This window comes from Methylobacterium sp., from assembly GCF_019745455.1.
Lineage (GTDB): Bacteria > Pseudomonadota > Alphaproteobacteria > Rhizobiales > Beijerinckiaceae > Methylobacterium.
In genome coordinates, this window is sequence record NZ_JAIETD010000127.1 from 1 (window position 1) to 20,806 (window position 20,806).

General features: G+C 68.9%; 20 protein-coding genes and 1 pseudogene. 16 read left to right on the forward strand and 5 right to left on the reverse strand.

Annotated features, from left to right (window positions below; all coding sequences use genetic code 11):
- The first annotated feature begins 48 nt into the window (after positions 1 to 48).
- From K2Y56_RS22250 to K2Y56_RS22260, 3 genes are read left to right on the forward strand one after another with little or no spacing between them, the layout of a single operon-like run.
- Positions 49 to 585 carry an HD domain-containing phosphohydrolase gene (locus K2Y56_RS22250; protein ID WP_366849315.1) on the forward strand — a complete coding sequence of 179 codons (537 nt, stop codon included), beginning with the start codon at positions 49 to 51 and terminating at the stop codon, positions 583 to 585.
- Positions 586 to 593: 8 nt separating this feature from the next.
- Positions 594 to 2,174, forward strand: a complete 1,581-nt coding sequence (locus tag K2Y56_RS22255) for a sensor domain-containing diguanylate cyclase (RefSeq protein ID WP_292512953.1) — start codon at positions 594 to 596, stop codon at positions 2,172 to 2,174.
- Between the two features lie 10 nt (positions 2,175 to 2,184).
- Entirely contained in the window at positions 2,185 to 3,081 is an 897-nt protein-coding gene (locus K2Y56_RS22260) for a diguanylate cyclase (RefSeq protein WP_292512956.1), read from the forward strand.
- Here K2Y56_RS22260 and K2Y56_RS22265 read toward each other — a convergent pair.
- Positions 3,078 to 3,500 (reverse strand): hypothetical protein, encoded by a 423-nt coding sequence (locus K2Y56_RS22265; RefSeq protein WP_292512960.1) that lies wholly within the window; start codon positions 3,498 to 3,500, stop codon positions 3,078 to 3,080. The two genes, K2Y56_RS22260 and K2Y56_RS22265, sit on opposite strands and share 4 nt — an antisense overlap.
- Positions 3,501 to 3,776: 276 nt before the next feature.
- Between K2Y56_RS22265 and K2Y56_RS22270 the strand changes: the two genes are divergently transcribed.
- From K2Y56_RS22270 to K2Y56_RS22290, 5 genes are all read left to right on the forward strand, one after another.
- Complete coding sequence (locus K2Y56_RS22270; protein WP_292512962.1) at positions 3,777 to 3,947, forward strand: hypothetical protein; 171 nt, start codon at positions 3,777 to 3,779, stop codon at positions 3,945 to 3,947.
- A 202-nt stretch (positions 3,948 to 4,149) separates the two neighbouring features.
- Positions 4,150 to 4,662: a MucR family transcriptional regulator gene (locus K2Y56_RS22275; RefSeq protein ID WP_292512965.1), complete on the forward strand. Its 513-nt coding sequence runs from the start codon at positions 4,150 to 4,152 to the stop codon at positions 4,660 to 4,662.
- A gap of 161 nt (positions 4,663 to 4,823) precedes the next feature.
- The gene (locus tag K2Y56_RS22280) at positions 4,824 to 5,336 is read left to right on the forward strand and encodes a MucR family transcriptional regulator (protein WP_292512968.1); all 513 of its coding nucleotides are present in this window, start codon (positions 4,824 to 4,826) and stop codon (positions 5,334 to 5,336) included.
- Positions 5,337 to 5,889: 553 nt separating this feature from the next.
- Positions 5,890 to 6,207 (forward strand): DUF736 domain-containing protein, encoded by a 318-nt coding sequence (locus tag K2Y56_RS22285; RefSeq protein WP_292512971.1) that lies wholly within the window; start codon positions 5,890 to 5,892, stop codon positions 6,205 to 6,207.
- A 70-nt stretch (positions 6,208 to 6,277) separates the two neighbouring features.
- Positions 6,278 to 6,526 (forward strand): hypothetical protein, encoded by a 249-nt coding sequence (locus K2Y56_RS22290; protein WP_292512974.1) that lies wholly within the window; start codon positions 6,278 to 6,280, stop codon positions 6,524 to 6,526.
- A gap of 70 nt (positions 6,527 to 6,596) precedes the next feature.
- Here K2Y56_RS22290 and K2Y56_RS22295 read toward each other — a convergent pair whose 3' ends face one another.
- Together K2Y56_RS22295 and K2Y56_RS22300 are read right to left on the reverse strand one after the other, a co-directional pair.
- Positions 6,597 to 6,764, reverse strand: coding sequence for a hypothetical protein (locus tag K2Y56_RS22295; RefSeq protein WP_292512977.1), 168 nt, complete (start codon positions 6,762 to 6,764; stop codon positions 6,597 to 6,599).
- A 20-nt stretch (positions 6,765 to 6,784) separates the two neighbouring features.
- Entirely contained in the window at positions 6,785 to 7,144 is a 360-nt protein-coding gene (locus tag K2Y56_RS22300) for a hypothetical protein (RefSeq protein ID WP_292512980.1), read from the reverse strand.
- A gap of 233 nt (positions 7,145 to 7,377) precedes the next feature.
- Between K2Y56_RS22300 and K2Y56_RS22305 the strand changes: the two genes are divergently transcribed.
- The 5 genes from K2Y56_RS22305 (at position 7,378) to K2Y56_RS22325 (ending at position 12,444) form a co-directional block, all read left to right on the forward strand.
- Positions 7,378 to 8,415 (forward strand): zincin-like metallopeptidase domain-containing protein, encoded by a 1,038-nt coding sequence (locus tag K2Y56_RS22305; protein ID WP_292512982.1) that lies wholly within the window; start codon positions 7,378 to 7,380, stop codon positions 8,413 to 8,415.
- The gene (locus tag K2Y56_RS22310) at positions 8,415 to 9,251 is read left to right on the forward strand and encodes a hypothetical protein (RefSeq protein ID WP_292513006.1); all 837 of its coding nucleotides are present in this window, start codon (positions 8,415 to 8,417) and stop codon (positions 9,249 to 9,251) included. Before K2Y56_RS22305 ends, K2Y56_RS22310 begins: the two co-directional genes overlap by 1 nt.
- Entirely contained in the window at positions 9,248 to 9,535 is a 288-nt protein-coding gene (locus K2Y56_RS22315; protein WP_292512985.1) for a hypothetical protein, read from the forward strand. Before K2Y56_RS22310 ends, K2Y56_RS22315 begins: the two co-directional genes overlap by 4 nt.
- A gap of 47 nt (positions 9,536 to 9,582) precedes the next feature.
- The gene (locus K2Y56_RS22320; RefSeq protein WP_292512988.1) at positions 9,583 to 10,110 is read left to right on the forward strand and encodes a hypothetical protein; all 528 of its coding nucleotides are present in this window, start codon (positions 9,583 to 9,585) and stop codon (positions 10,108 to 10,110) included.
- Positions 10,111 to 10,224: 114 nt separating this feature from the next.
- Positions 10,225 to 12,444, forward strand: a complete 2,220-nt coding sequence (locus K2Y56_RS22325) for a ParB/RepB/Spo0J family partition protein (protein WP_292512990.1) — start codon at positions 10,225 to 10,227, stop codon at positions 12,442 to 12,444.
- A gap of 25 nt (positions 12,445 to 12,469) precedes the next feature.
- Here K2Y56_RS22325 and K2Y56_RS22330 read toward each other — a convergent pair whose 3' ends face one another.
- Positions 12,470 to 13,222: a MucR family transcriptional regulator gene (locus K2Y56_RS22330; protein ID WP_292512993.1), complete on the reverse strand. Its 753-nt coding sequence runs from the start codon at positions 13,220 to 13,222 to the stop codon at positions 12,470 to 12,472.
- A gap of 310 nt (positions 13,223 to 13,532) precedes the next feature.
- Between K2Y56_RS22330 and K2Y56_RS22335 the strand changes: the two genes are divergently transcribed.
- The 3 genes and pseudogenes from K2Y56_RS22335 to K2Y56_RS22345 all read left to right on the forward strand — a co-directional run.
- Positions 13,533 to 17,888, forward strand: a complete 4,356-nt coding sequence (locus K2Y56_RS22335; protein WP_292512995.1) for a strawberry notch family protein — start codon at positions 13,533 to 13,535, stop codon at positions 17,886 to 17,888.
- A 26-nt stretch (positions 17,889 to 17,914) separates the two neighbouring features.
- Positions 17,915 to 18,982 (forward strand): toprim domain-containing protein, encoded by a 1,068-nt coding sequence (locus tag K2Y56_RS22340; RefSeq protein WP_292512998.1) that lies wholly within the window; start codon positions 17,915 to 17,917, stop codon positions 18,980 to 18,982.
- Positions 18,983 to 19,831: 849 nt separating this feature from the next.
- Positions 19,832 to 20,035 (forward strand): annotated as a pseudogene (locus tag K2Y56_RS22345) (DUF2493 domain-containing protein); the annotation flags it as partial.
- A 115-nt stretch (positions 20,036 to 20,150) separates the two neighbouring features.
- On the opposite strand, the gene K2Y56_RS22350 reads toward K2Y56_RS22345, so the two are convergent.
- The coding region (locus tag K2Y56_RS22350; RefSeq protein ID WP_292513001.1) for an IS6 family transposase at positions 20,151 to 20,806 on the reverse strand (656 nt) is incomplete at its 5' end.

The window sequence follows — 20,806 nt, forward strand, 5'->3', positions numbered from 1 at the left end:
ACTATGCACAAACCGAGGCGCAAGCCTTGGCAGCCTGACCCAAACCAAATGGCCTCCGGGAAACCCGGCGCGGTTCACTGCCTGCTGGTGGCCGGGCTCAGTGCCGCCTTCGCCCAGAGCCTTGGGCTCGGGCAGATCGAGTGCCACCGCCTGACCAAGGCGGCCCTCGTGCACGATGTCGGCAAGATCCATGTGCCCACGGCCATTCTGAACAAGCCGGGCAAACTCGACGCTAACGAGATGGCCATCATGCGGCGCCATCCTGGGATGGGCCACGCCATGCTGGCGGGCCAGGGGTTCCACCCCGAGGTGCTTCAGGTCGTGCGATCCCACCATGAGATGCTCGACGGTTCGGGCTACCCCGATGGGCTCAAGGAGGCCGAGATCCCCGATCTCGTGCGCGTGCTGACCGTGTGCGATATCTACGCCGCCCTGATCGAGCGTCGCTCCTACAAGCCGCCGATGCCGGGCGACAAGGCCTTCGCCATCCTGGAGAGCATGACGGGCCGCCTCGACGCCACGGTCGTCGAAGCCTTTAAGCCGGTGGCCGCCGCCTTCGTCCCACGCTTTCCGCTGGATGCCTGAGCCCTGCCATGAGCGCCCCCGCGCGACACATGCCCGGCTGGTTGCGCTCCCCCCGAACCTGGATCGGGATGGGCGTGCTCGTGCCGGTCGGCATGGTCGCGGTCTGTACCACGATGCTGCTGCAGCTCCGACAGGACGCCTGGAGCAAGGCCGAGCAAACCGCCAACAACTTGATCCAGGTGATCGAGCGCGACATCGACCGCAACGTCGAGATCATCGACCTGGCGCTCCAGAGCCTCGTCGAGAACCTGAAGATGTACGATCTTGAGGAGATCAGTCCGAAGTACCGCCAGCGCATCCTGTTCGACCGGGCCGTCAACGCGAAGGATCTCGGCGTGCTGCTCGTACTCGACCAGTACGGCAACGCGATCTACGACGCCGCCGGCTGGCCCGCCCGGCGCCTCAACAACGCCGACCGCGCCTACTTCAAGGCGCACAAGGCGAACCCGGGGCTAGGCCTCGACATCAGCCGGCCCCTGATGTCCCAGCATACCGGAAAGCCCGTCATCGTGCTGAGCCGGCGCACGGGCATGCCCGGCGGCTCATTCAGCGGGATCGTGCTCGGCAGCTTGTCCCTGAGCTACTTCGATCGCCTGTTTCAGCGCATCCGGCTTGGGGAGTCCGGTACGATCACCCTGTTCCACCGCGACGGCACCCGCCTCGTGCGATACCCCGAGCCGAACGCCGAACTGGCTCCGAACTTCGCGGACTCGCCCAACGTGCAGCGCTTCCTGCGCGAGACGAGCGGCAGCTTTGTCGGAGTGACGCCGAGCGACGGCATCGAGCGCCTGTACACCTTCACTCAGGTCGGCGATCTGCCCCTCTACATCAACGTCGCCCTCTCCACGCGGGAGATCGAGGCCGAATGGCGCGACAAGGCCTTGGTGATCGGGCTGCTCGTGCTGGCGCTCTGCGGGATTACGATCGGGCTTTCACTGCTCGTGGCGTGGGAGCTCAAGCGTCGCAACGCGGCTGAGGCCGAACTGGCGGGGCAATCGCGCACCGACGCCCTCACAGGCCTGCCGAACCGGCGCGCCTTCGATGAAGCCTTCGCTCGGGCCTGGGCGGAGGCGCGCCGTCGCGGCGCTCCCCTCGCTCTCCTCGCCATCGATGCCGATCACTTCAAGCGCTTCAACGACCGCTTCGGCCATGCCGGCGGCGATCGCGTCCTGGAGAACTTGGCCTGGGCGTTCGCCTCCTGCTCACGCCGGGCGAGCGACTTCGTCGCCCGGGTCGGCGGCGAAGAGTTCGCCGTGCTTCTGCCCGACACGGACGCGGAAGGTGCCGTGCACGTCGCGGAGGCGATCCATGCCGCGGTGACCGCCCTCGTCGTCGAGAGCGATGGCGTCGAGGTCGGATCGATCACGGTCAGCATCGGCCTCGGCTTTGCCATGCCCCGCCAGGGCGGCGCCCCCGCAGACTTGTTCCGCCTCGCCGACGCCGCCCTCTACGAGGCCAAGGCCACCGGCCGTAACCGGACCTGCTACGTTGTGATGGGCGAACACGACGCAAAGGCTGTAAGGCCAAGCTCGGCGCCAGAGGCTCGACCCAGCGTTAGAACCGCCCGACCCGACCCTCTCGTAGCCTGACGAAGACCCTATGCACGTCGCCCTGATCGATCCGAGCCGCGTCGTCCTCAAGATCGTCTCGGAGATGCTGATCGCCGGAGGGCACACCGCCGTGGCCTTCACCGACTCAGGTCAGGCGCTCGCCCATGTCGAGGCCGACCCGACCGTGGCCTGCGTCCTTACCAGCCTCGAAGTCCAACCAATCTGCGGGCTGGAGCTGTGCTGGTCGTTGCGGGCGCTCGCCGACGATCGCCGGCCCCTGACCATCCTGGTGATGTCCTCGGCCCGCGAGGAGCGTTCGCTGGCCGAAGTCCTCGACAGCGGCGCCGACGACTTCCTGACCAAGCCCCCAAGCCCGCAGGAACTCCACGGCCGCCTGCGCTCGGCCGAGCGCGTGCTCAAGCTCCAGCATGCGCTGATCCAGCAGGCCGACACCGACCACCTGACGCAGCTCCTCAATCGGGGCGCGCTCATGCGCCGGGCTGGGATCGCGCTGGCCAATGCCTCGTCAGTAGCCCCCCTGACCCTGCTGCAGATCGACATCGACCACTTCAAGGGCATCAACGATCGCTACGGCCATGATGTCGGGGACGTCGTCATCCGCTGCGTCGCCCGGGTCTTGCGCGAGACTGGAGCGATCACCGGCCGGCTCGGGGGCGAGGAGTTCGCGGTGCTGATGCCGGGGCACGGCCTCGCCGGAGCGGCCGTGGTTGCCAACCGCATCCGCAGCCAGTGTGCCGCGACCAATGTGCCCCGGCAGCCCGATTTGCGTTTCACCGCCAGCATCGGCCTTGCTGAATGGGCGCCCGACGACACCATCGACACCCTGCTCAAGCGGGCCGATCTCGCGCTCTATGCGGCCAAGCGCGGCGGTCGCAATCGCGTCGCGACCACCAGCCCCAGCCTGCAGACGGAGATGGTCGGTTAGAGGCTCGGGTACGGACCGAGGAACAGGTCGCCCAGCGCACGCCGCCGCAGGTAGGTCAGGCGTCGGCGCCGGATATGCTCGGGCCGATCATGGATTAGGTGGCAGCGCTGGCACCAGGCCGCGAGGTCGCCGTCCCCATTCAGGCTGGTGTCGTGCGCCCGGTGGCACGCAGCCAGGATCGGCCGGGTCAGCCGGGCGCTGGCCAGATCGGGGGTTCGCTTGAGCACCCGGCCGCGATCCGTACGCCACGCGCCAGCTTGCGCATCGTACCAGTTCCCGCCGTCGAGGCAGACAATGACCTGCCCGTGCGGTCGGCCGCAACGCTCGCAGCGCCCGGCCGCGCGCCCGAAGCGGATCACCGCCGAGAGCTGCGGCCAGTCGATCGGGTAGAAGTGGCGATGTTCGGGGCGGATCGGCACGATGCGGTCACGCTAGCACAGCCGCGCAAACGGCGAATCCCCCCGATCTGTTGTTCCGTCGATGTCGGTGCACGGCTCGGGCGGCGGATGACCCCGCTCTCTCTCAGCTACCCCGATAGGCCGTCGCGGCCTTCTACGATCAACCCGCAAGGGGTCCGCTCCGCATGCGCGGGCGGCCGCTTCGGCTGACGCCTACGCGGTGATCGCGGCCTCTCCCGGCCTCCTTGGGGCGCTGTCGAGCGGGGATCACCCCCGCTCCTGCAGGAGCCCAACCCCATGGCGACCAACCTCACCCTCGCGAACCGCTACGCTCACAGCCTCGCGCAGTCCCTGATGGTCGCCGTCATCGTCTTCCGCTCCGAGGCCGGGTTCGCCGTCCTGCCCGCCGACGAGTTCGAGGGCGATCAGGCCGACGTCGTCACCGAGTTCGATCCCCACGAGGGGTGACCCCCCCTCCCTTCGGGGGCGGAGCCGAGCTCAGCCCTCTGCACGCTCGATCCGAACGGGCCGTTCATCCCTCGACGGGATTTATCGAATGCGTGACAAAATCTTTTGAACGACAATCACGGGCGCGTGATCTCGCTAACAGTAGATTGACCAGCGATCGTAGTTCCTCAGAGTATATTCCTCTCTGGGGGATATAAAAATAATGCAAGACACGCAATTCAACGTCGAACAGAACAAAACGATGATCCCGCTGACGGCGGACATCGTGATGGCGTATGTCGCCAATCACTCCGTCCAGCCTGCTGATCTTCCAGGACTGATACAGGCGGTCCACACGACCTTAGTCCAACTCGCCAATCCTGTGACGGAGCCCGCCAAGCCTGAGTTTGCGCAGCCGAGCCCCTCCGCGATCCGCCGCTCAATCACGCCGGGGGGACTGATCTCCTTCATCGACGGCAAGACCTACCAGACGCTCAAGCGTCACCTCAGGACCAACGGGCTCGATATCGAGGGCTACAGAGCGCGCTACGGCCTGCCGGCCGACTATCCTGCGACAGGCGCCAACTACTCGGCGACCCGCGCCGAACTCGCGCGCAAGATGGGTCTCGGGCGTAAGGTTACCCGGACACCGCAGACGCATGCCGTTGGGATCGACGCCACCCCGTCCGATGAGACGGCACCCAAGCGTCGGGGTCGCCCGCCGAAAGCTGCTTGAGCATTCCAGGACTGGCGTGATGGGCCACTGGCCCCCTTCCTTGGGATCGCGGGAGGAGACGGTGGCTTTGGGGCAGCGTTCCGGTGCTTCGATGCCCGAAGCTTTGCCCGAGCGCGTAGGAGTATCTCAGAATATTTTTATCTCTGGAGCATGAAGTAAAAATGCAAACCATACAAATGAAACCGGAGCGAGATTTTCAGACATTAACGCGAGCAGCGGATATTATTAAAGCTTATGTCGCCAATAATCGTATCCAAGCCTCTGATCTACCCGATCTGATACAGTCGGTCCACGCGGCTTTTGTGCGGCTCATCAATCCTATGACGGAATCCGCCGAGCCCAATTTTGAAAAGCCAAGCCAAGCCGCGATCCGCCGCTCGATCAGGCCTGATGGGTTGATCTCCTTTATCGATGGAAAGTCCTACAAGCTGCTCAAGCGTCATCTGGCCAAGAACAGGCTCAGGTTCCCTGAGTACAAGGTACGTTATGGCTTGCCGCACGATTACCCCTCCGTCTGCTCCGACTATTCGGCAGCACTCTCTGAGCTTGCGCGTCGCACGGGGTTTGGGCCTAGTGATGGGAACCCTAGACCGCGGTTGGATGACATTGAAGGCGACTCCCTCTCGCCCGTAATGGCAGCACGGCTCCGGGGTCGGCGGCCGAAGGCGGCCTGAGCATTCCAGGACCAATGTGATTGGCCACCGGCCCCCTTCCTCGGGATCGCGGGAGGAGTCGGTGGCTTGCGGTGGCATTCCGGTGCTTCGATGCCCGAACCTCTGCCTGAGCGCGTAGGCCACCCCAGGAGCGACGCGGCTTAAGCGTCGTGAGAAGGGGGGGGAGCGCGTCATGGGCCGCATTGGTGCTCGGCCGATGCACGACACCGAGCCTGAGCGGGGGCGTGTGATCCGATAGAGCCGAGAACCGGCTGCAGGCCGGTGCAGGGGTTGGCCAAGGGGCTCCTCGCGTCCTGTAGCGGGGGCCACATCCCACGGCCTCGTTGATGGGCGTGTCTATCCGGGGCGCCCGGGACCACCGCAACGGCGGATGCCGGTTTTCTTCCCCGCCGCCTGACGGCGTCTCCTCGCGCAAGACAAGAAAACCGTCCCTCGCCGTCCTCCGCTGACGCTGCGGCCTGCAAGCAGGTGCGGCGCCGGTCGCCTCCGGCTCAACGACCGCCATCGAGGCCGCAAGGGTGCGGCTCCGGGCAACGGGACAAGGAACACTACCATGGCGACCATCGGCACCTTCACCCAGACCGAGAACGGCTTCACCGGCGAGATCGCCACCCTGACCATCCAGGCCAAGAAGGTCGCGATCGTCCCCGAGAGCCGCGGCGGCGAGAACGCCCCCACCCACCGCATCTTCCTCGGCAAGGCCGAGATCGGGGCGGGCTGGGCCAAGCGGTCCAAGGAAGAGCGGGACTACATCTCGATCAAGCTCGACGACCCGAGCCTCGCCGCCCCCCTCTACGCCAACCTCTACGGCGAGGACGACGGCCGGTTCTCCCTGGTCTGGACCCGCCCGAACGGTCGCCGCCGGGACTGACCCCCCGGCCTTCGACGCCCCGCCCCACCCGGGCGGGGCGGGATCGTGCGACGATGACGGAGCGACTGACATGGCTTACGCGTTTGATACACTCGGATATTCAAAGGCCCTGCGCGAGGCCGGCATCCCCACCGACCACGCAGAGGCACATGCCGAAGCGGCCCGGGAGTTCATCATGGTCGACCTCGCCACCAAGGAGGATCTGCGCGGCGCCTTGGAGCTTCAGACCCTCCAGATTACCGTGCGCCTGGGGAGCCTCACGGCCGCCGGCTTCGTGGCGATGTTCGGGGCGCTCGCCGCCCTCATCAAGCTGACCTGAACCGGGCCTCGGCTCGCGCCAAGGCGCGAGCCTCCTACCGACCCGGGCCTACGCTATCGTAACGGCCGGCCTAAGCCGTCAGGGTCCAGAACGTCCGTTTGCGATCGGCCAGCAGGCTGCCATGCAGGAAGCCCGCCGCATCCCGCGTTTGAGATAGGGACCGCAGCGTATCGGCGACGAAGCCTGGCATGAACCGCCAGGAGCGGATGCGCAGCCGTGTGACGCTGACGAAAGCCATAAGTCCATCCCAGGGTTCGGTTAGGAGTTCTGCGCCTCGGCTCGCGCCACGGCGCGCGTCGTCAGGTCCGGCTGGCGCGCCTCTCCACGCGGTGCCGCCTCGCAGGCCAGCGCCATGGCCAGATCGGACCGAGTGGCCAGGCCCTTCGGCACGTAGCCGAGTTCGCTCAGGAACAAGTTCAGGATCGCGAACGCTTGGAGATGAGCCGCCTCGGCCTCGACGTGCTCCTGCGCGCTGACCGCGGCGGTGTCCGCCTCGACCAGCGCCTCGATCCGCATCAGGGCCGCAAGGTAGTGCCGGTGCACGGCGATCGTGCGCTGTTCCAGCGTCTGTTCGGGATCGGTCGAGCAAGACACCAGATACGTCCCGGGTTCAGGCATGCCACAGGTCGTAGATGCCGTGCTCCTGCAATCTTAAGCGCGGGCATTGCCGTAATCCAGAGGTGTAGGGATCGAGTGACCACACGCGTTCAAGGCAAGCGGACTGACCGGTTCTGACCGAGTTGACCGAGATGCCCGGCCGAAGGTCGAGCCGGAGTCAGAGGAGATCGGAGAGTTTGTGACGGGAGAACAGGTCGGAGAGAGGCTCCGGCGCCCGTCGCGAAAGTCCTCCGATGGCCCGCCGCCCCTCCTCGTCCCGGAAGCCCACTGCCCGCCGTACCGAAGCCGCCCCCGTCCAGCGCGCCGACCTCTACCAGCGCATCACCGACACGATCATTGCCCAGCTCGAACAAGGCCGGGTGCCCTGGGTGCAGCCCTGGGGTGACGTGTCCGGGGCCGCCGGGGTCGCCATGCCGCGCAACGCGGCGACCAACCGGGCCTATTCCGGGATCAACGTGATGCTGCTCTGGGGAAGCGGCATGGAAGCGGGCTACCCGAGCCAGCGCTGGCTCACCTTCCGGCAGGCGCTCGGCCTCGGCGGCTGCGTACGCCGGGGCGAGAAGGGCACGCCCGTCGTCTACGCCGACCGCTTCACGCCCGAGGGCGAGCGCGCACGCGCCTCGCAGACTGGCGAGGAGGCCCGCTCGATCGCCTTCCTCAAGCAGTACACCGTGTTCAACGCGGCGCAGTGCGACGGCCTGCCCGAGGACCTGTACGCGCCCCCGCCGCCGCCGCGCGAGGACCTGATCGAGCCACGTTTCCGCGCGCTGATGCAGGCCACGGGGCTGAGCATTCACATCGGCGGGCAGATCGCGTTCTACCGGCCTGCCGACGACGCCATCGTGCTGCCCCCGCCCCAGTCCTTCCACGAACCGGTGAACTTCCACAGGACGGCCGCGCACGAGATGAGCCACGCGACGGGCCATGCCTCGCGGCTCGCGCGGGACTTCACCAACCGCTACGGCAGCGAGGGCTACGCGCGAGAGGAACTCGTGGCCGAGATCTCGGCAGCCTACGTCTGCGCCAGCCTTGGCATCGTGCCGACGGTGCGCCACGCCGACTATATCGGCTCCTGGCTCGAGGTGCTGCGCTCCGACCCGCGCGCCATCGTGCAGGCGGCGGGCCTCGCCAGCCGCTCGGCCGACTGGCTGCTCAGCCACCTGCCGGCCGAACTCGCGCCTGACGGGGGCGCCGGTTCGGAGACCGACGAGGGCGGCGACGAGACGGGGGACGACCATGCAGCGCCGGCAGCCTTACGAGCGGCGGCGTGATGCGCTTCAAGCCCTGGCCCCGCCCGACGGCGTTCGAGGACACGGCGCGCAAGCGCGCCGCCTACCGCCACAAGCAGGTCCGCGAGCAAGCGGCCCTGCCCCTGTTCGCCCCCGTTATCGCCGAGCGCCAGCTCGGCGTCGCGGAGGAGATGGTTCGGCGCACCGGGCAATGGGAGCGCCAGCAGATCGAAGGCCGGCGGCAGCGGGCCGCCGGCTGGCGCCGGGCCCGGGAGCGCCTGTTCGCGCACCCTGCCGAGCGGCGCCTGGCGATCCGGGCGCTCTGGCGGGCCTGCCCGTATCCGGCCGATCCGAGCTATCTCGCCACCCTGCTGCATGAGATCGCGACCGGGCGGATCGACCCGGCGCGGCCCCCCTGGGGCGGGCAGCATACCTTGACCCCCCGGACCACCCCGAGCCCTGCGAGCTTCGCGGAGGCATTCCGCCAGATCGGCCAGCGCACGGTCGGGGGCGGGCCGAAGACTACGGGCGCCGACGAGCGCCTGTTCTGCGGCAATCTCGGCTCGGGCATCCTGTTCCTGACCTCGCGCGTCCGGCTGTGCGAGCCCAACGAGAGCTTCTACACCTCCTCCAACCACCGCCTGCGCGACAGCCATGTCGGACGCAGCGGGCATTGGGTCGACATCAAGGTGCGGGGGACCTGCTCGGACGCGGAGCTGATCCTGATCCGGCGCCTCGCCCGGCAAGAGGACACGCGCCCGTTAAGGGTCCGGCGGTTCCTCGGGTCGGCCCGTGAGAGTGAGAGGGAATGCCTGAGGGGGGGAGATCCCGCCGCTTCGCGGGAGCCCGACCACGCTACGCCCAGGAACGCGCCATGACCGAACCCCTCTCCTTCGCCCTGACCCTCGACATCTCGGTCGAGGACCCCGACCCGGTCCTCGAGGCGGGGGCCCGCGAGCTGGTCCGGCGCTGCCATGCCGCCTCGCTGGACGAGGGTCGCGCCTTGCTCGGTGGGGACGTGGGCAAGGCGCTGACCGTGCTGATCGAGCTGCACGACCTCACCTCGGCCGGGGCCGTGGTGCTGCAAATCCAGTCCGGATCGCCTGAGCCGATCCCGACCCGGCCGGGCCTGCCGCCTGCGGCCGTCCACGCCGGCGCCTGACGCCGCCCCTGCGGCCCCCCTCACGCCAGAGGAGGGCCCCTTCGCCCGTGACGCTTCGCCGATCCCCGGCGGTCGGCTGCACGAGGACGAAGACTATGGGCGAGTATGTGATGACCACGATCACCATCGGCGGGCTCCTGCCCGGAGAAGCCGGCGCCAACGTCCTGATCGCGGCTGCGACAGCGTACTACGCCGAGGCCGACACCCTGGTGCGCGAGGCCCTGGCCGCCGGCCGCCACGTCGACCTGGAAGATCTGCAGGATCGCGGGCGCACCCCCGACCTCGACGCGTTCTGCCGGGCGAACGGCCTGGCCTACCAGCGCGCCTGGGTCTCCCAGCTCGGGGTGTTCGAGGCAGGGCTGGAATACTGGCAGCCCGGGATGGAGCGCCCGCTGCAGGAGGCGGCGGACGAGAGCGGCGAGCCGATGATCGCGCTGGCCGAGCTGCGCCGCTGCCATCGGGCCGGAGAGACGCTCAGCGGCGTCGTGGCCCGGCTCGCCCGGGCGGAGTCGGGCGCCGTGCCGCCCCTGATCCTCGTCCCGGTGTCGGGCGCCGGGGACCTGGGGTCTGCCTGATCCGGTGTCGGTCGAGCCCCGCGGCCTCCCTCCAGAGTGAGAGGGGGGCTTCGCCTTCGTGAGGGTTTGAAGGTCAGGAGAGAGCCGGGCCGCCCGCACCAAGGGATGATGACCATGACCAATGCCAAGAGCACCCCGAAGGCCGCCAAGATCACCCTGAGCGAGGCGGTCGCGATCCCGTTCGAGAAGCTGGCCCTGAGCCAGGCCAACGTGCGCCGCATCGCCAACGGCCAGAGCATCGAGGACCTGGCCGAGGACATCGCCCATCGCGGCCTGCTCCAGTCCCTGAGCGTGCGCCCGATCCTCGACGAGGCCGGGGCTGAGACCGGACGCTACGAGGTGCCCGCCGGCGGCCGGCGCTTCCGCGCCCTGGAGCACCTCGTGAAGACCAAGCGCATGGTCAAGACGGTCAAGGTGCCCTGCATCGTGCGCGCGGCCGACAGCGCGATCAGCGCGACCGAGGACTCGATCGCCGAGAACGCCATGCGCGAGGCCCTGCACCCCCTCGATCAGTTCCGGGCGTTCAAGGCGCTGGCCGACGCGGGCATGCCGAGCGCCGACATCGCCGCCCGCTTCTTCGTCACGGAGACGATCGTGCGCCAGCGCCTGCGGCTCGCCGGCATCTCCCCGGCCCTGCTGGAGGCCTACGGCGCGGACGAGATGACGCTCGACTGCCTGATGGCCTTCTCCGTCACCGAGGACGCCGCACGTCAGGTCCGGGTCTGGGAGGCGCTGAACAAGCGCGGCAACATCAGCACCTGGTCGATCCGTCAGGCCCTGACCGAGCGCTCGGTCAGCATCGGCGAACCCCGCGCGGTGTTTGTCGGCGAGGAGGCCTACGTCGCCGCCGGCGGCGGCGTCCTGCGCGACCTGTTCGCGGAGCGCGGTGACGGCTGGTTCCAGGACGAGGACCTGCTCAACCGGCTGGCCGAGGCCAAGCTCGCGACCTTCAGCGAGACGGTCGCCACCGAGGGCTGGAAGTGGATCGAGGTGTCCCTGAGCCTCGGTCACGGCCGCACCTACGGCCTGCGTCCCCTGAAGACCCATTCCGAGCTCGACGAGGTCGAGGAGACTGCGTTCGAAGCGGCCGTGGCCGAGTACGACGAGCTCAACGAGCAATATGGCTACAACGACGAGGTCCCGACCGAGATCGACGAGCGCCGGGCGGCCCTGGAGGTCGAGATCGCCGAGTTCGAAGCGCGCGCGGCGATCTACGACCCGGCAGACATCGCGATCGGCGGCGTCTTCGTCACCCTGGACTACGACGGCCGTCCCTCCGTGCGGCGTGGCTACGTCCGGCCCGAGGACGAGCGTCCGGTCGAGACCGAGGCTGCGACGGGCGAGCCTAGCGCTCCGGCCGGCGTCGAGCGGCAGGGTTCGGCCGCCCCGGCGGCGGCAGGGCCCCGGCCGATCCCCGGCGACACCCCGGTTCCGAGCGTGATGCGCGCGGTCATCACCATCGGCGGGGGGACTGCGGCATCTGCCCCGGCCGAGCCGGAGGAGACCGACCGTCCCCTGTCCGAACAGCACCGGACCGAGCTGAGCACCTACCGCACCATGGGCTTACGCGAAGCCCTGGCCGACGATCCCGAGGCCGCCTTCATCGCGGTGCTGCACGCCATGGTGATCCGGGTGATCGTCAATGGCTACCGCACGGGCTCCTGCCTGGAGGTCTCGACCATCTCCGCCCGCGCCGACCACACCGTCCAGGGCCTCGACGCCTTCCGGCCGGCGACTGCCCTCGACGCGCGGCGCGAGGCCTGGGCCAAGCGCCTGCCGTCCGAGCAGGGCGCGATCTGGGAGGCCTTGATCGACTTGGGCCCCGAGCAGCGTACGGAACTGTTCGCGCTGTGCGCGGGCCTCTCGGTCAACGCGATGCACTCGCCCTTCGACCGGCGTCCCGAGGCCCTGCCCCATGCCGACCGGCTGGCCCAGCTCGTCGGGCTCGACCTCACCCGCGACTGGAAGCCGACGGCGGCCAACTACTTCAACCGGGTCACGAAGGGTAAAATCCTCGCGGCAGTGCGCGAGGCCAAGGGCGAGGACACCGCGCGCCTCCTCGACAGCTTGAAGAAGGGCGAGATGGCGCGCGAGGCCGAGCGCCTGATGGCCGACTCTGGCTGGCTCCCCGAGATCCTGCGCACGCCCGGCATCCAGACCGAGGCGACAGCTGCCCCGGCCGAGGCCGACGGCTCGGACGTGACCAAGTCGGACGGAGCCGAAGCGCTGCCCGCCTTCCTTGGCGGCGCGGAGGAGGCGAGTGAGGCCGATGCACTCCCGGAGTTCCTTGCCGGGTCCGACGAGATCGAGGCCTACCGGATCGCGGCCGAGTAGCCCGCATTCCGGCGACCACCCGGTCTCAGACCGGGATCGTCGCCGGCACCATGAAGCCTTCAGGCGTTTCCATGACCTCCGCGCCGAGAGGCGCGGGGGTTTCTTGGTTTAGGTTCACCACCAGCGCTGGGACCTCGGGTGTGACCATCATCCCCGTGCCGAGAAGCACGGGGTTCTGTCGTTCCGGGTCATCTGACCCTTGATCGCGAGATGCGGGATCGGTCGGGGTGTTGGTGATCCAGACGCCGCTCTCGAGCCGGAACCTGCGCTTGTCCTTACGCGGCGGCGGGGGCGGGCGTTCGTGATTGCCGAGCTTCATGCGCTTGGCGAGTTCCTGGCGTTTGCGCGTGAAGTACGGCGCCACCACGGGATAATCCTCGGGCAGGCCCCACTTCGCCCGGTACGCGTCCGGCGTCAGGCCGATAGACCTGAGGTGCCGGCGCATCATGTAATAGGTTCGGGCGTTCTCGAAGCTGATGAGATACCGGTCCTGGATCGAGGCCTCGATCTCGGCCGGTGTGAGACGGCGAGGTTTGCGCGCGGCGATGTCGCCGAACCGGATCGAGTCGAGAAGTTCTTCGGGCATCATCGGGGCCGGGGCCTGCGGGACGAACTGGCCGGAGGACGTGGAGCCCAGGGCCTGGGCGACGTGCATCACCAAGTCGACCAGATCATCCGGCCTGAGCTTATTGCCAGCAGCGTACGCGCTCACGACCCGACTCGTACAGGAAATCAGTCGTGCCGCTTCCTTCGTCTTCGGCTTGCTCAACCCACACATCCCTCCACGAACCACTCGGCGCGGTCTGCGTGTCCGATATCGCTCTGGGCGTCAATCTTCACAATCAAATCCGCGTGCACGACAACAAGAGGTCGTGATTGTAGAATTGTCAATTGACGAATAGCCAAAGGGCATCGGCCTGATGCATTGAGCAGAACTGATAATGCTCCGTCGTTGGCATCTCAACGCGGCAGCGGCGGTGCGCGGGCGCACGGTTCGAGAGGCAGAGGAGATCGGGAGGGGGGGAAGCCGAGGTTAGGGGCGAGAGAGAGCCCTGGCCGGACGGCGATTAGCCCGACAGGAGCCCCCGATGAACGTCGCGATCAACGCCCAGCACCTCCTTGCCAGCACGGCGCTTATTCCGAGCCCGAGCCCGGCCACGATCCTCCAGGCGGGGACCTGCATTGCCGAGCACCTGGCCAAGGGCCGGGCCGTCGAGACGGCGGCCCTGCGCGAGGCGATGGAAGCGTTCTGCGGCGGCAGCGACGCCGAGGGCTTCTGGCTCTGGAAGGATGCCTACGAGGCCGGAGAGGTCGCCCAGGTGCTGTTCCTGCGCCGGTTCTGGCCAGCGATCCAGGCCCGGGCCACGACCCCGGCGGCCCGGCTCGCCATGCTGGCGCGGATCGCCGGCCTCCTCCCGACCCAGACCCGGCGCTCGGAGGAGAGCGAGGCGTATCAGCAATTCTCGACGCCGCTCGCCCTCGGCTACGTCGCGGCGCTCGCCTGCGGCCTGCGGCCGGGTGAGGCGCTACTGGAGCCCTCGGCCGGGACCGGCCTTCTCGCGATCCATGCCGAACTTGGCGGCGCGCGCCTCCATCTCAACGAGTTGGCCGCGACCCGGGCCGGGTTGCTCGGTCAGCTCTTTCCGGGCAGCGGCGTCACCCAGCTCGACGCCGCACAGATCCACGATCGCCTCGACGCCGGCGTGGTCCCCGACGTCGTCCTGATGAACCCACCGTTCTCGGTCGCGGCGAACGTCGAGGGCCGCTACCGCGACGCCACCGCCGATCACCTGCGCTCGGCGCTGTCGCGCTTGCCCCCCGGCGGGCGCCTCGTCGCCATCACGGGTGAGGGCTTCCGCCCGGATCGTCCGTCGACCGCTGCCGCCTTCGCGGCCCTGGCCGAGCGGGGCGGACGCCTCGTCTTCTCCGCCGGCCTGTCGGGTCGGGCCTATGCCAAGCACGGTACCACCATCGACGTGCGCCTCACCGTGTTCGACCGCGTCCCCGTCGCGGAGATTGGTCGGGGCGCGGAGCCGATCGGGATCGTCGCGGATGCCGGGGCCCTGCTTGCCGCCGCCGAGGCGGGCGTGCCGCCCCGCCTCGCACCGGCCTTTTCCGTGCCGGCGCGCAGTGCCATCCCGGGGCTGACCCGCCGCGCGGTCGCGCGCCCTGTCGCCGCCCGTTCGGCGCCTGCCCCGATCCCCAGCGAGGAGGGGGTACCGGAACTGGCCTACACGATCTTCGAGGAGTTCCCTGCGGCCCTGGCGGCCGAGGCCGCCCTCTACGAGGCCTACGGGCTGGAGACCCTACGGATCGAGGGGGCGCAACCCCACCCGACGCCGCTGGTGCAGTCGACGGCCATGGCCTCGGTGCGCCTGCCCCGGCCGAGCCACGCCCCGCGCCTGCCGACCGCGATCGTCACGGGCGGCCTGCTCTCGGAATGCCAGCTCGAAACGGTGATCTATGCCGGCGCCGCGCAAGCCCGCCACCTGCCGGGGCACTGGACCGTGGACGAGACCGGCACGCTGCTTTCGGCCGCGACCGCGGGCACCGAGGGGGCCGTGCGCTTCCGCCAGGGCTTCTTCCTCGGCGACGGCACCGGCGCGGGCAAGGGACGCCAGGTCGCCGGGATCATCCTCGACAATTGGATGCAGGGCCGTCGCCGGGCGCTGTGGATATCGAAGTCCGACGCCCTGCTGGAGGACGCCCGGCGCGACTGGCGCCATCTCGGGCGCGAGCCCCTCCAGATCGTGCCGCTCTCCCGCTTCACCCCGGGCAAGCCCGTGACGCTGTCCGAGGGCATCCTGTTCACGACCTTTGCGACCCTGCGCGGGGCTGCGCGCAACGGCGCGGCCTCGCGCCTCGACCAGATCTGCGACTGGCTCGGGCCGAACTTCGACGGCGTGATCGCCATCGACGAGGCGCACGCGCTGGCCAATGCCGCGGCCGGCTCGGGTGATCGCGGCGTGGTCGAGGCCTCGCAGCAGGGCAAGGCGGGTCTGGCCTTGCAGTACCGGCTGCCTGATGCGCGCGTACTCTACGTCAGCGCCACCGGCGCTGTTACGGTCGAGAAGCTCGCCTACGCTCACCGCCTCGGGCTCTGGGGTGGCGGCGCCTTTCCCTTCCCGGCACGCACCGACTTCGTCTCGGCGATGCAGCAGGGGGGCCTCGCCGCGATGGAGGTGCTGGCGCGCGATCTGAAGGCGCTCGGCCTCTACACCGCCCGCTCGCTCTCCTACGCGGGCGTCGAGGTCGAGATGCTGGAGCATGCGCTGTCGCCCGAGCAGACGGCGATCTACGACGCCTATGCGGACGCCTTCCAGGTGATCCACACCAACCTCGACGCGGCGCTCAAGGCCTCCGGCGTGACCGGCGCCTCGGGCACGCTGAACCGTCAGGCCAAGTCCGCCGCCCGCTCCGCCTTCGAGTCGAGCAAGCAGCGCTTCTTCAATCACCTGCTCACGGCGATGAAGTGCCCCTCGCTGATCGCGGCGATCGAGGCGGGGATCGAGGCCGGTCACGCCGCCGTCGTCCAGATCGTCTCGACCGGCGAGGCGCTGATGGAGCGGCGCCTTGCGGAGATCCCCTCATCGGAATGGGGTGACCTTCAGGTCGACGTGACCCCGCGCGAGTACGTCCTGGACTACCTCGCGAGCGCCTTCCCGACTCAGCTCTACGAGCCCTACACCGACGACAGCGGCAACATCCTGTCCCGGCCCGTGGTCGACGCGGACGGCAACATCGTCCAGTGCCGCGAGGCGGTTGAGCGCCGCGACAGCCTGATCGAGCACCTGTGCGGGCTTACCCCCGTGCAATCGGCCCTCGATCAGATCCTGCACCACTTCGGCACGGGCGTGGTGGCCGAGGTCACGGGCCGCTCACGCCGGATCGTGCGCCAGACGGGCAAGGACGGCATCGACCGCCTTGTCCTGCAGAACCGCCCAGGCGCGGCGAACCTCTCGGAAACGCAAGCCTTCCAGGACGACGAGAAGCAGATCCTGGTGTTCTCGGATGCCGGCGGCACCGGGCGCAGCTACCACGCCGACCGGGGCGCCAAGAACCAGCGCCTGCGCGTGCACTACCTGCTGGAGGCCGGCTGGAAGGCCGACGCGGCCGTGCAGGGCCTGGGCCGGACCAATCGCACGAACCAGGCGCAACCGCCCGTGTTCCGGCCGGTGACCACCGACGTGAAGGGCGAAAAGCGCTTCCTCTCCACCATCGCCCGGCGCCTCGACACCCTCGGGGCGATCACGCGCGGCCAGCGCCAGACCGGCGGCCAGGGCCTGTTCCGACCTGAGGACAATCTGGAGGGGCCCTACGCGGCCACGGCCTTGCGCCAATTGTTCTGGGCGATCGTGCGCAGCGAGATCGAGGGCTGCGCGCTCAAGGAGTTCGAGGCCACGACGGGGCTTGCCCTCACCAACGAGACCGGCGGCCTCCTCGACGAGCTGCCGGCGATCGGCCGCTTCCTCAACCGGGTGCTGGCCCTGCGCATCGCCATGCAGAACCGCCTGTTCGAGGCGTTCGAGGAGCGCTTGGCCCTGGTGATCGAGGGCGCGATCTCGGCCGGGGTCTACGACATCGGCGTCGAGGTTCTCACCGCCGAGTCCTTCACGGTGACCGACCGCGAGGTCGCCTACACCCACCCGCAGAGCGGCGCGCGCACGCACCTTCTGACGATCTCCGAGCGGCGTCGGGTCCGCCCGCTCGATCTGGAGAGCGCGCTCGCCTATGTCGAGGAAGGTTACCAGCCGGTGGTGAACGCGAAGTCCGGCCGTCCCGCACTGGCGGGCAAGGCGGCGAGCGAGACCCGCGAGGACGGCTCCGTCGTACCGCGCGTCCGCCTCGTTCGCCCGCTCCAGCGCCAGATCCTCGATCGCGACCAGTACGCCCGCTCCGCGTTCGAGGAGGTCACGGTCGAGGCGTTCGTGGCGGCGTGGAAGGCCGAGCTGGCCTCCCTGCCCGAGTTCGAGGAGCGCACCCTGCACGTCGTCACCGGGCTCCTCCTGCCGATCTGGGACCGGCTGCCGGGCATCGACATGCGCGTCTTCCGCCTCGTCACGGATCAGGGCGAGCGCATCGTCGGGCGCGTGGTCGAGGCCCAAGACCTGCACGTCACCCGCGAGCGACTGAACCTCGGCGCCGGCACCGCCATGGCGCCGGCCGAGGCCTACGCCGCCGTGCTCGGCGGGCGGACCAGCCTGCAACTCACGGGCGGGCTTCAGGTCAAGAGAGCGAGAGTGATGGCCGAGGATCGGATCGAAGTGATCGGGGCGAGTGAGAGCGCGCGGTCGGGGCTGAAGACGATCGGGCTGTTTGCCGAGGTGATCGCCTGGCGCACCCGCCTGTTCATTCCCACCGGGGAGCGTGGCGCGGCCATTCTGGCCGCGATGATGGAGCGCCATGCGCTCCTACGTTGCGTCGCCGTCACCGCTCACGCTTAATGTTACGACCCGACGGAGGTTCGACCATGCCCACCCTGCCCCCGGCCTCGGACATCGCGGCCCAACTCGCCGACAACGTCGAGTGGTTCTGTCGGCGCTACCTCTCGAACGGCTACCGCTCCGGTCGGTACTGGTGCGTTGGCGACGTCTACAACACGGAGGGTGGCTCCCTCTACGTCCGCCTGACCGGCCCGGCCAGTGGCAAGGGCCGGCGGGGCAAGTGGCAGGATGCGGCCACGGGCGAGCACGGCGACCTCCTTGACGTGATCCGGCTTCAGCGCGGCGAGGACTGGCGTGATGCGCTCGCCGAAGCCCGGGCCTTCCTGAGCCTGCCCGAGCCGCCCGTGCCGGAGCGTCGCGAGGCGCTTACCCCGGCGCGGGACACCACCGAGTCGGCCCAGCGGATGCTACGCTACGGACGGCCGCTGGCGGGCACCCCGGCGGAGACCTACCTGCGCACGCGCGGGATCGAGCACGCCGCGAGCTTGAACGCTCTGCGCTTCCACCGGCACTGCCTCTATCGGGCTTCCGCCAAGCACCCAGGTCCAGACACCTGGGCTCCGGCGCTGCTCGCCACCGTCACCGATCTTGAGGGTGCGGTCACGGCGGTGGGCCGGACCTGGCTCGCGCCGGACGGGCGTCGCAAGGCCGATCTGCCCAAACCCCGCCGCGTGCTCGGCAACCTGCTCGGCCATGGCGTGCGCTTCCCCGGCACCGTATCGGATGTGTTGGTGGCCGGTGAGGGCGTCGAGACGGTGCTGTCGATCCATCGCCTGATGCGATCCGTGCCCCATGTGGCCGCGCTCTCGGCAGGCCACCTCGGCGCCCTGATCCTGCCGGCCGGGTTGCGCCAGCTCTACATCGCCCGCGACGCCGACGAGGCCGGGGCGCGGGGGGCCTGGACCCTGCGCCGGCGCGCCGAGTCCCAAGGTATCTCCGTCAGTGACCTCAATCCGCGCGAGGACGACTTCAATCGCGACCTGTGCCACCTCGGCCCGCGCGATCTCGCCCTGCATCTGGCCCCGCAGCTCGACCCCAACGACGCCGTGGCGCATCTCCTGTTCGAGGACGGCGCGGAGGCGGTTGCCGCCTGAGCCGGTCGGGCTTGCCCGGCGCGACGCAGGATGACTCCGAGCCGGAGAGGGCCTTCACGTCCACGGCCTTCTTGAGAGGGCGACTGGATGCCGGGTCGGGCGCCTTGGGCGCAACGGCTCATAGCCGACGATTTTCCGCCGCCGCCTGACGGCGGCTTTGCATCGCGAAGCAAAATCGCCGGCCTTGGAGCCGTCCTCCGCTGACGCTTCGGCCCGCGCAGCCGCATCGCAAAAAGTGCGATGCGGACACTTCGCGCGGGTGCGCCAGGCCCCCGAGCCCGGCCTTGGGTCGCCATGAAGGCCTCGATGGACGCGAGGCTACCCGGACCCGAAGGACCCCCGGCGATGCTCGACCACCTCGATCACGACCTCGACGACGATCTGCCCGCCGATCCGAGCCTGCTGGAGGAACTGGCGCTCACCGGATACCGCCCGTTCGAGGAGCACGACGACCCCCGGCCGCTGCCGAACAAACCCGCCCTGGACGGGGCCCTGACCCAGGCGATGGCCGCCCTCGAACAGGCCTTCACTGGCACGCGCCTGGAGGACGACATCGAGGACGTGCTCTGGGGCTTCGTCAACGTCTTCCACCGCCGCGCCGAGCTGATCGAGCGCAAGCTCGACGAGAACGAGCAGGCCCAGCGCAAGAGCCAGCGCGAGCAGGACGGCAGCGAGGTGCTCTCGGTCGAGCTGGAGCGGCTCATCGCCCTCGGGCAGACACTGTCCGAGCGTCGCAACAGCTTCGAGTACGCCCGCGAGACGGCGGCCCACCTGTTCACCCGCACCACCCGGTCGCTCTGGCGCCCGCAATCCGGATCACGGGTCAACCGCGCCACGATGACGGCGGCGATGATCGACAGCCGGGACTTCATCAGCGCCCGGCGCCGGGCCGAGACCGAGCTTCACCTGCCCCCGGGCACCCGCATCGCCTTCACGGGCGGCAAGCAGTTCCAGGACATCACGGTGATCTGGGATACCCTGGACAAGGTGCGGGTCAAGCACCCCGACATGATCCTCCTGCACGGTGGCGGCGAAGGGGCTGAGCTGATCGCGGCGAAATGGGCCGAGAACCGCAAGGTCGCGCAGGTGGTGTTCCGCCCGGAGTGGAAGCGCCGGGCCTGTCGCGAACTCAGGGTCAGGCCGCAGAAGGCTCTCTACCGTCCTGCTTTCACGCTTTGTTCGCCTGCGGAAGCCCGAAGCAGAGTGCGAGAAGACGGTTCTGCTCGCGGACCGTCCACGCGCCGGCGAAACCGAAGCCCTTCCGCAGCCAGAGCATGGCCTCGAAGCCGCAGATCGTGCGTCGCGCTGTATGGAACGAGCGGAAGCCGCCGATCCGGGGCATGTTCTTCTTGACCCGGAAATGGTCGCTCTCGATGCCTTGCTGCAGATGCTTGGTAACGTAGTGGAGCGGCGCGTGGGGCAGAAAACCATCGCTCTTCGCAGCCACGATCGCGGGTGGATAGATGCAGGCACCATCCGTGCCGATCCGGTCGGGCGCAAGAAGTGGCTGATCCGCTAGCATCTTACGAAAGAACCGCTTGGCCGCGTCGAGATCGCGGTTGGCGGTGAGGAGGAAGTCGACTGGGTTGCCGTACTTGTCGACAGCTCGGTAGAGGTAGCGCCACTCACCACGCACCTTGATATAGGTCTCATCGATCCGGATCGACCCGCAGTGCGGCTTGCGAAATTGGCGCAGCCGCTTCTCAATCAACGGCGCGTAGGCCAGGACCCAACGGTTCAGCGTGGAGTGGTCCACCTCGACCCCGCGCTCCAGGAACAGCTCCTCGATGTCACGATAGCTCAGCGGGTAACGCAGGTACCAGG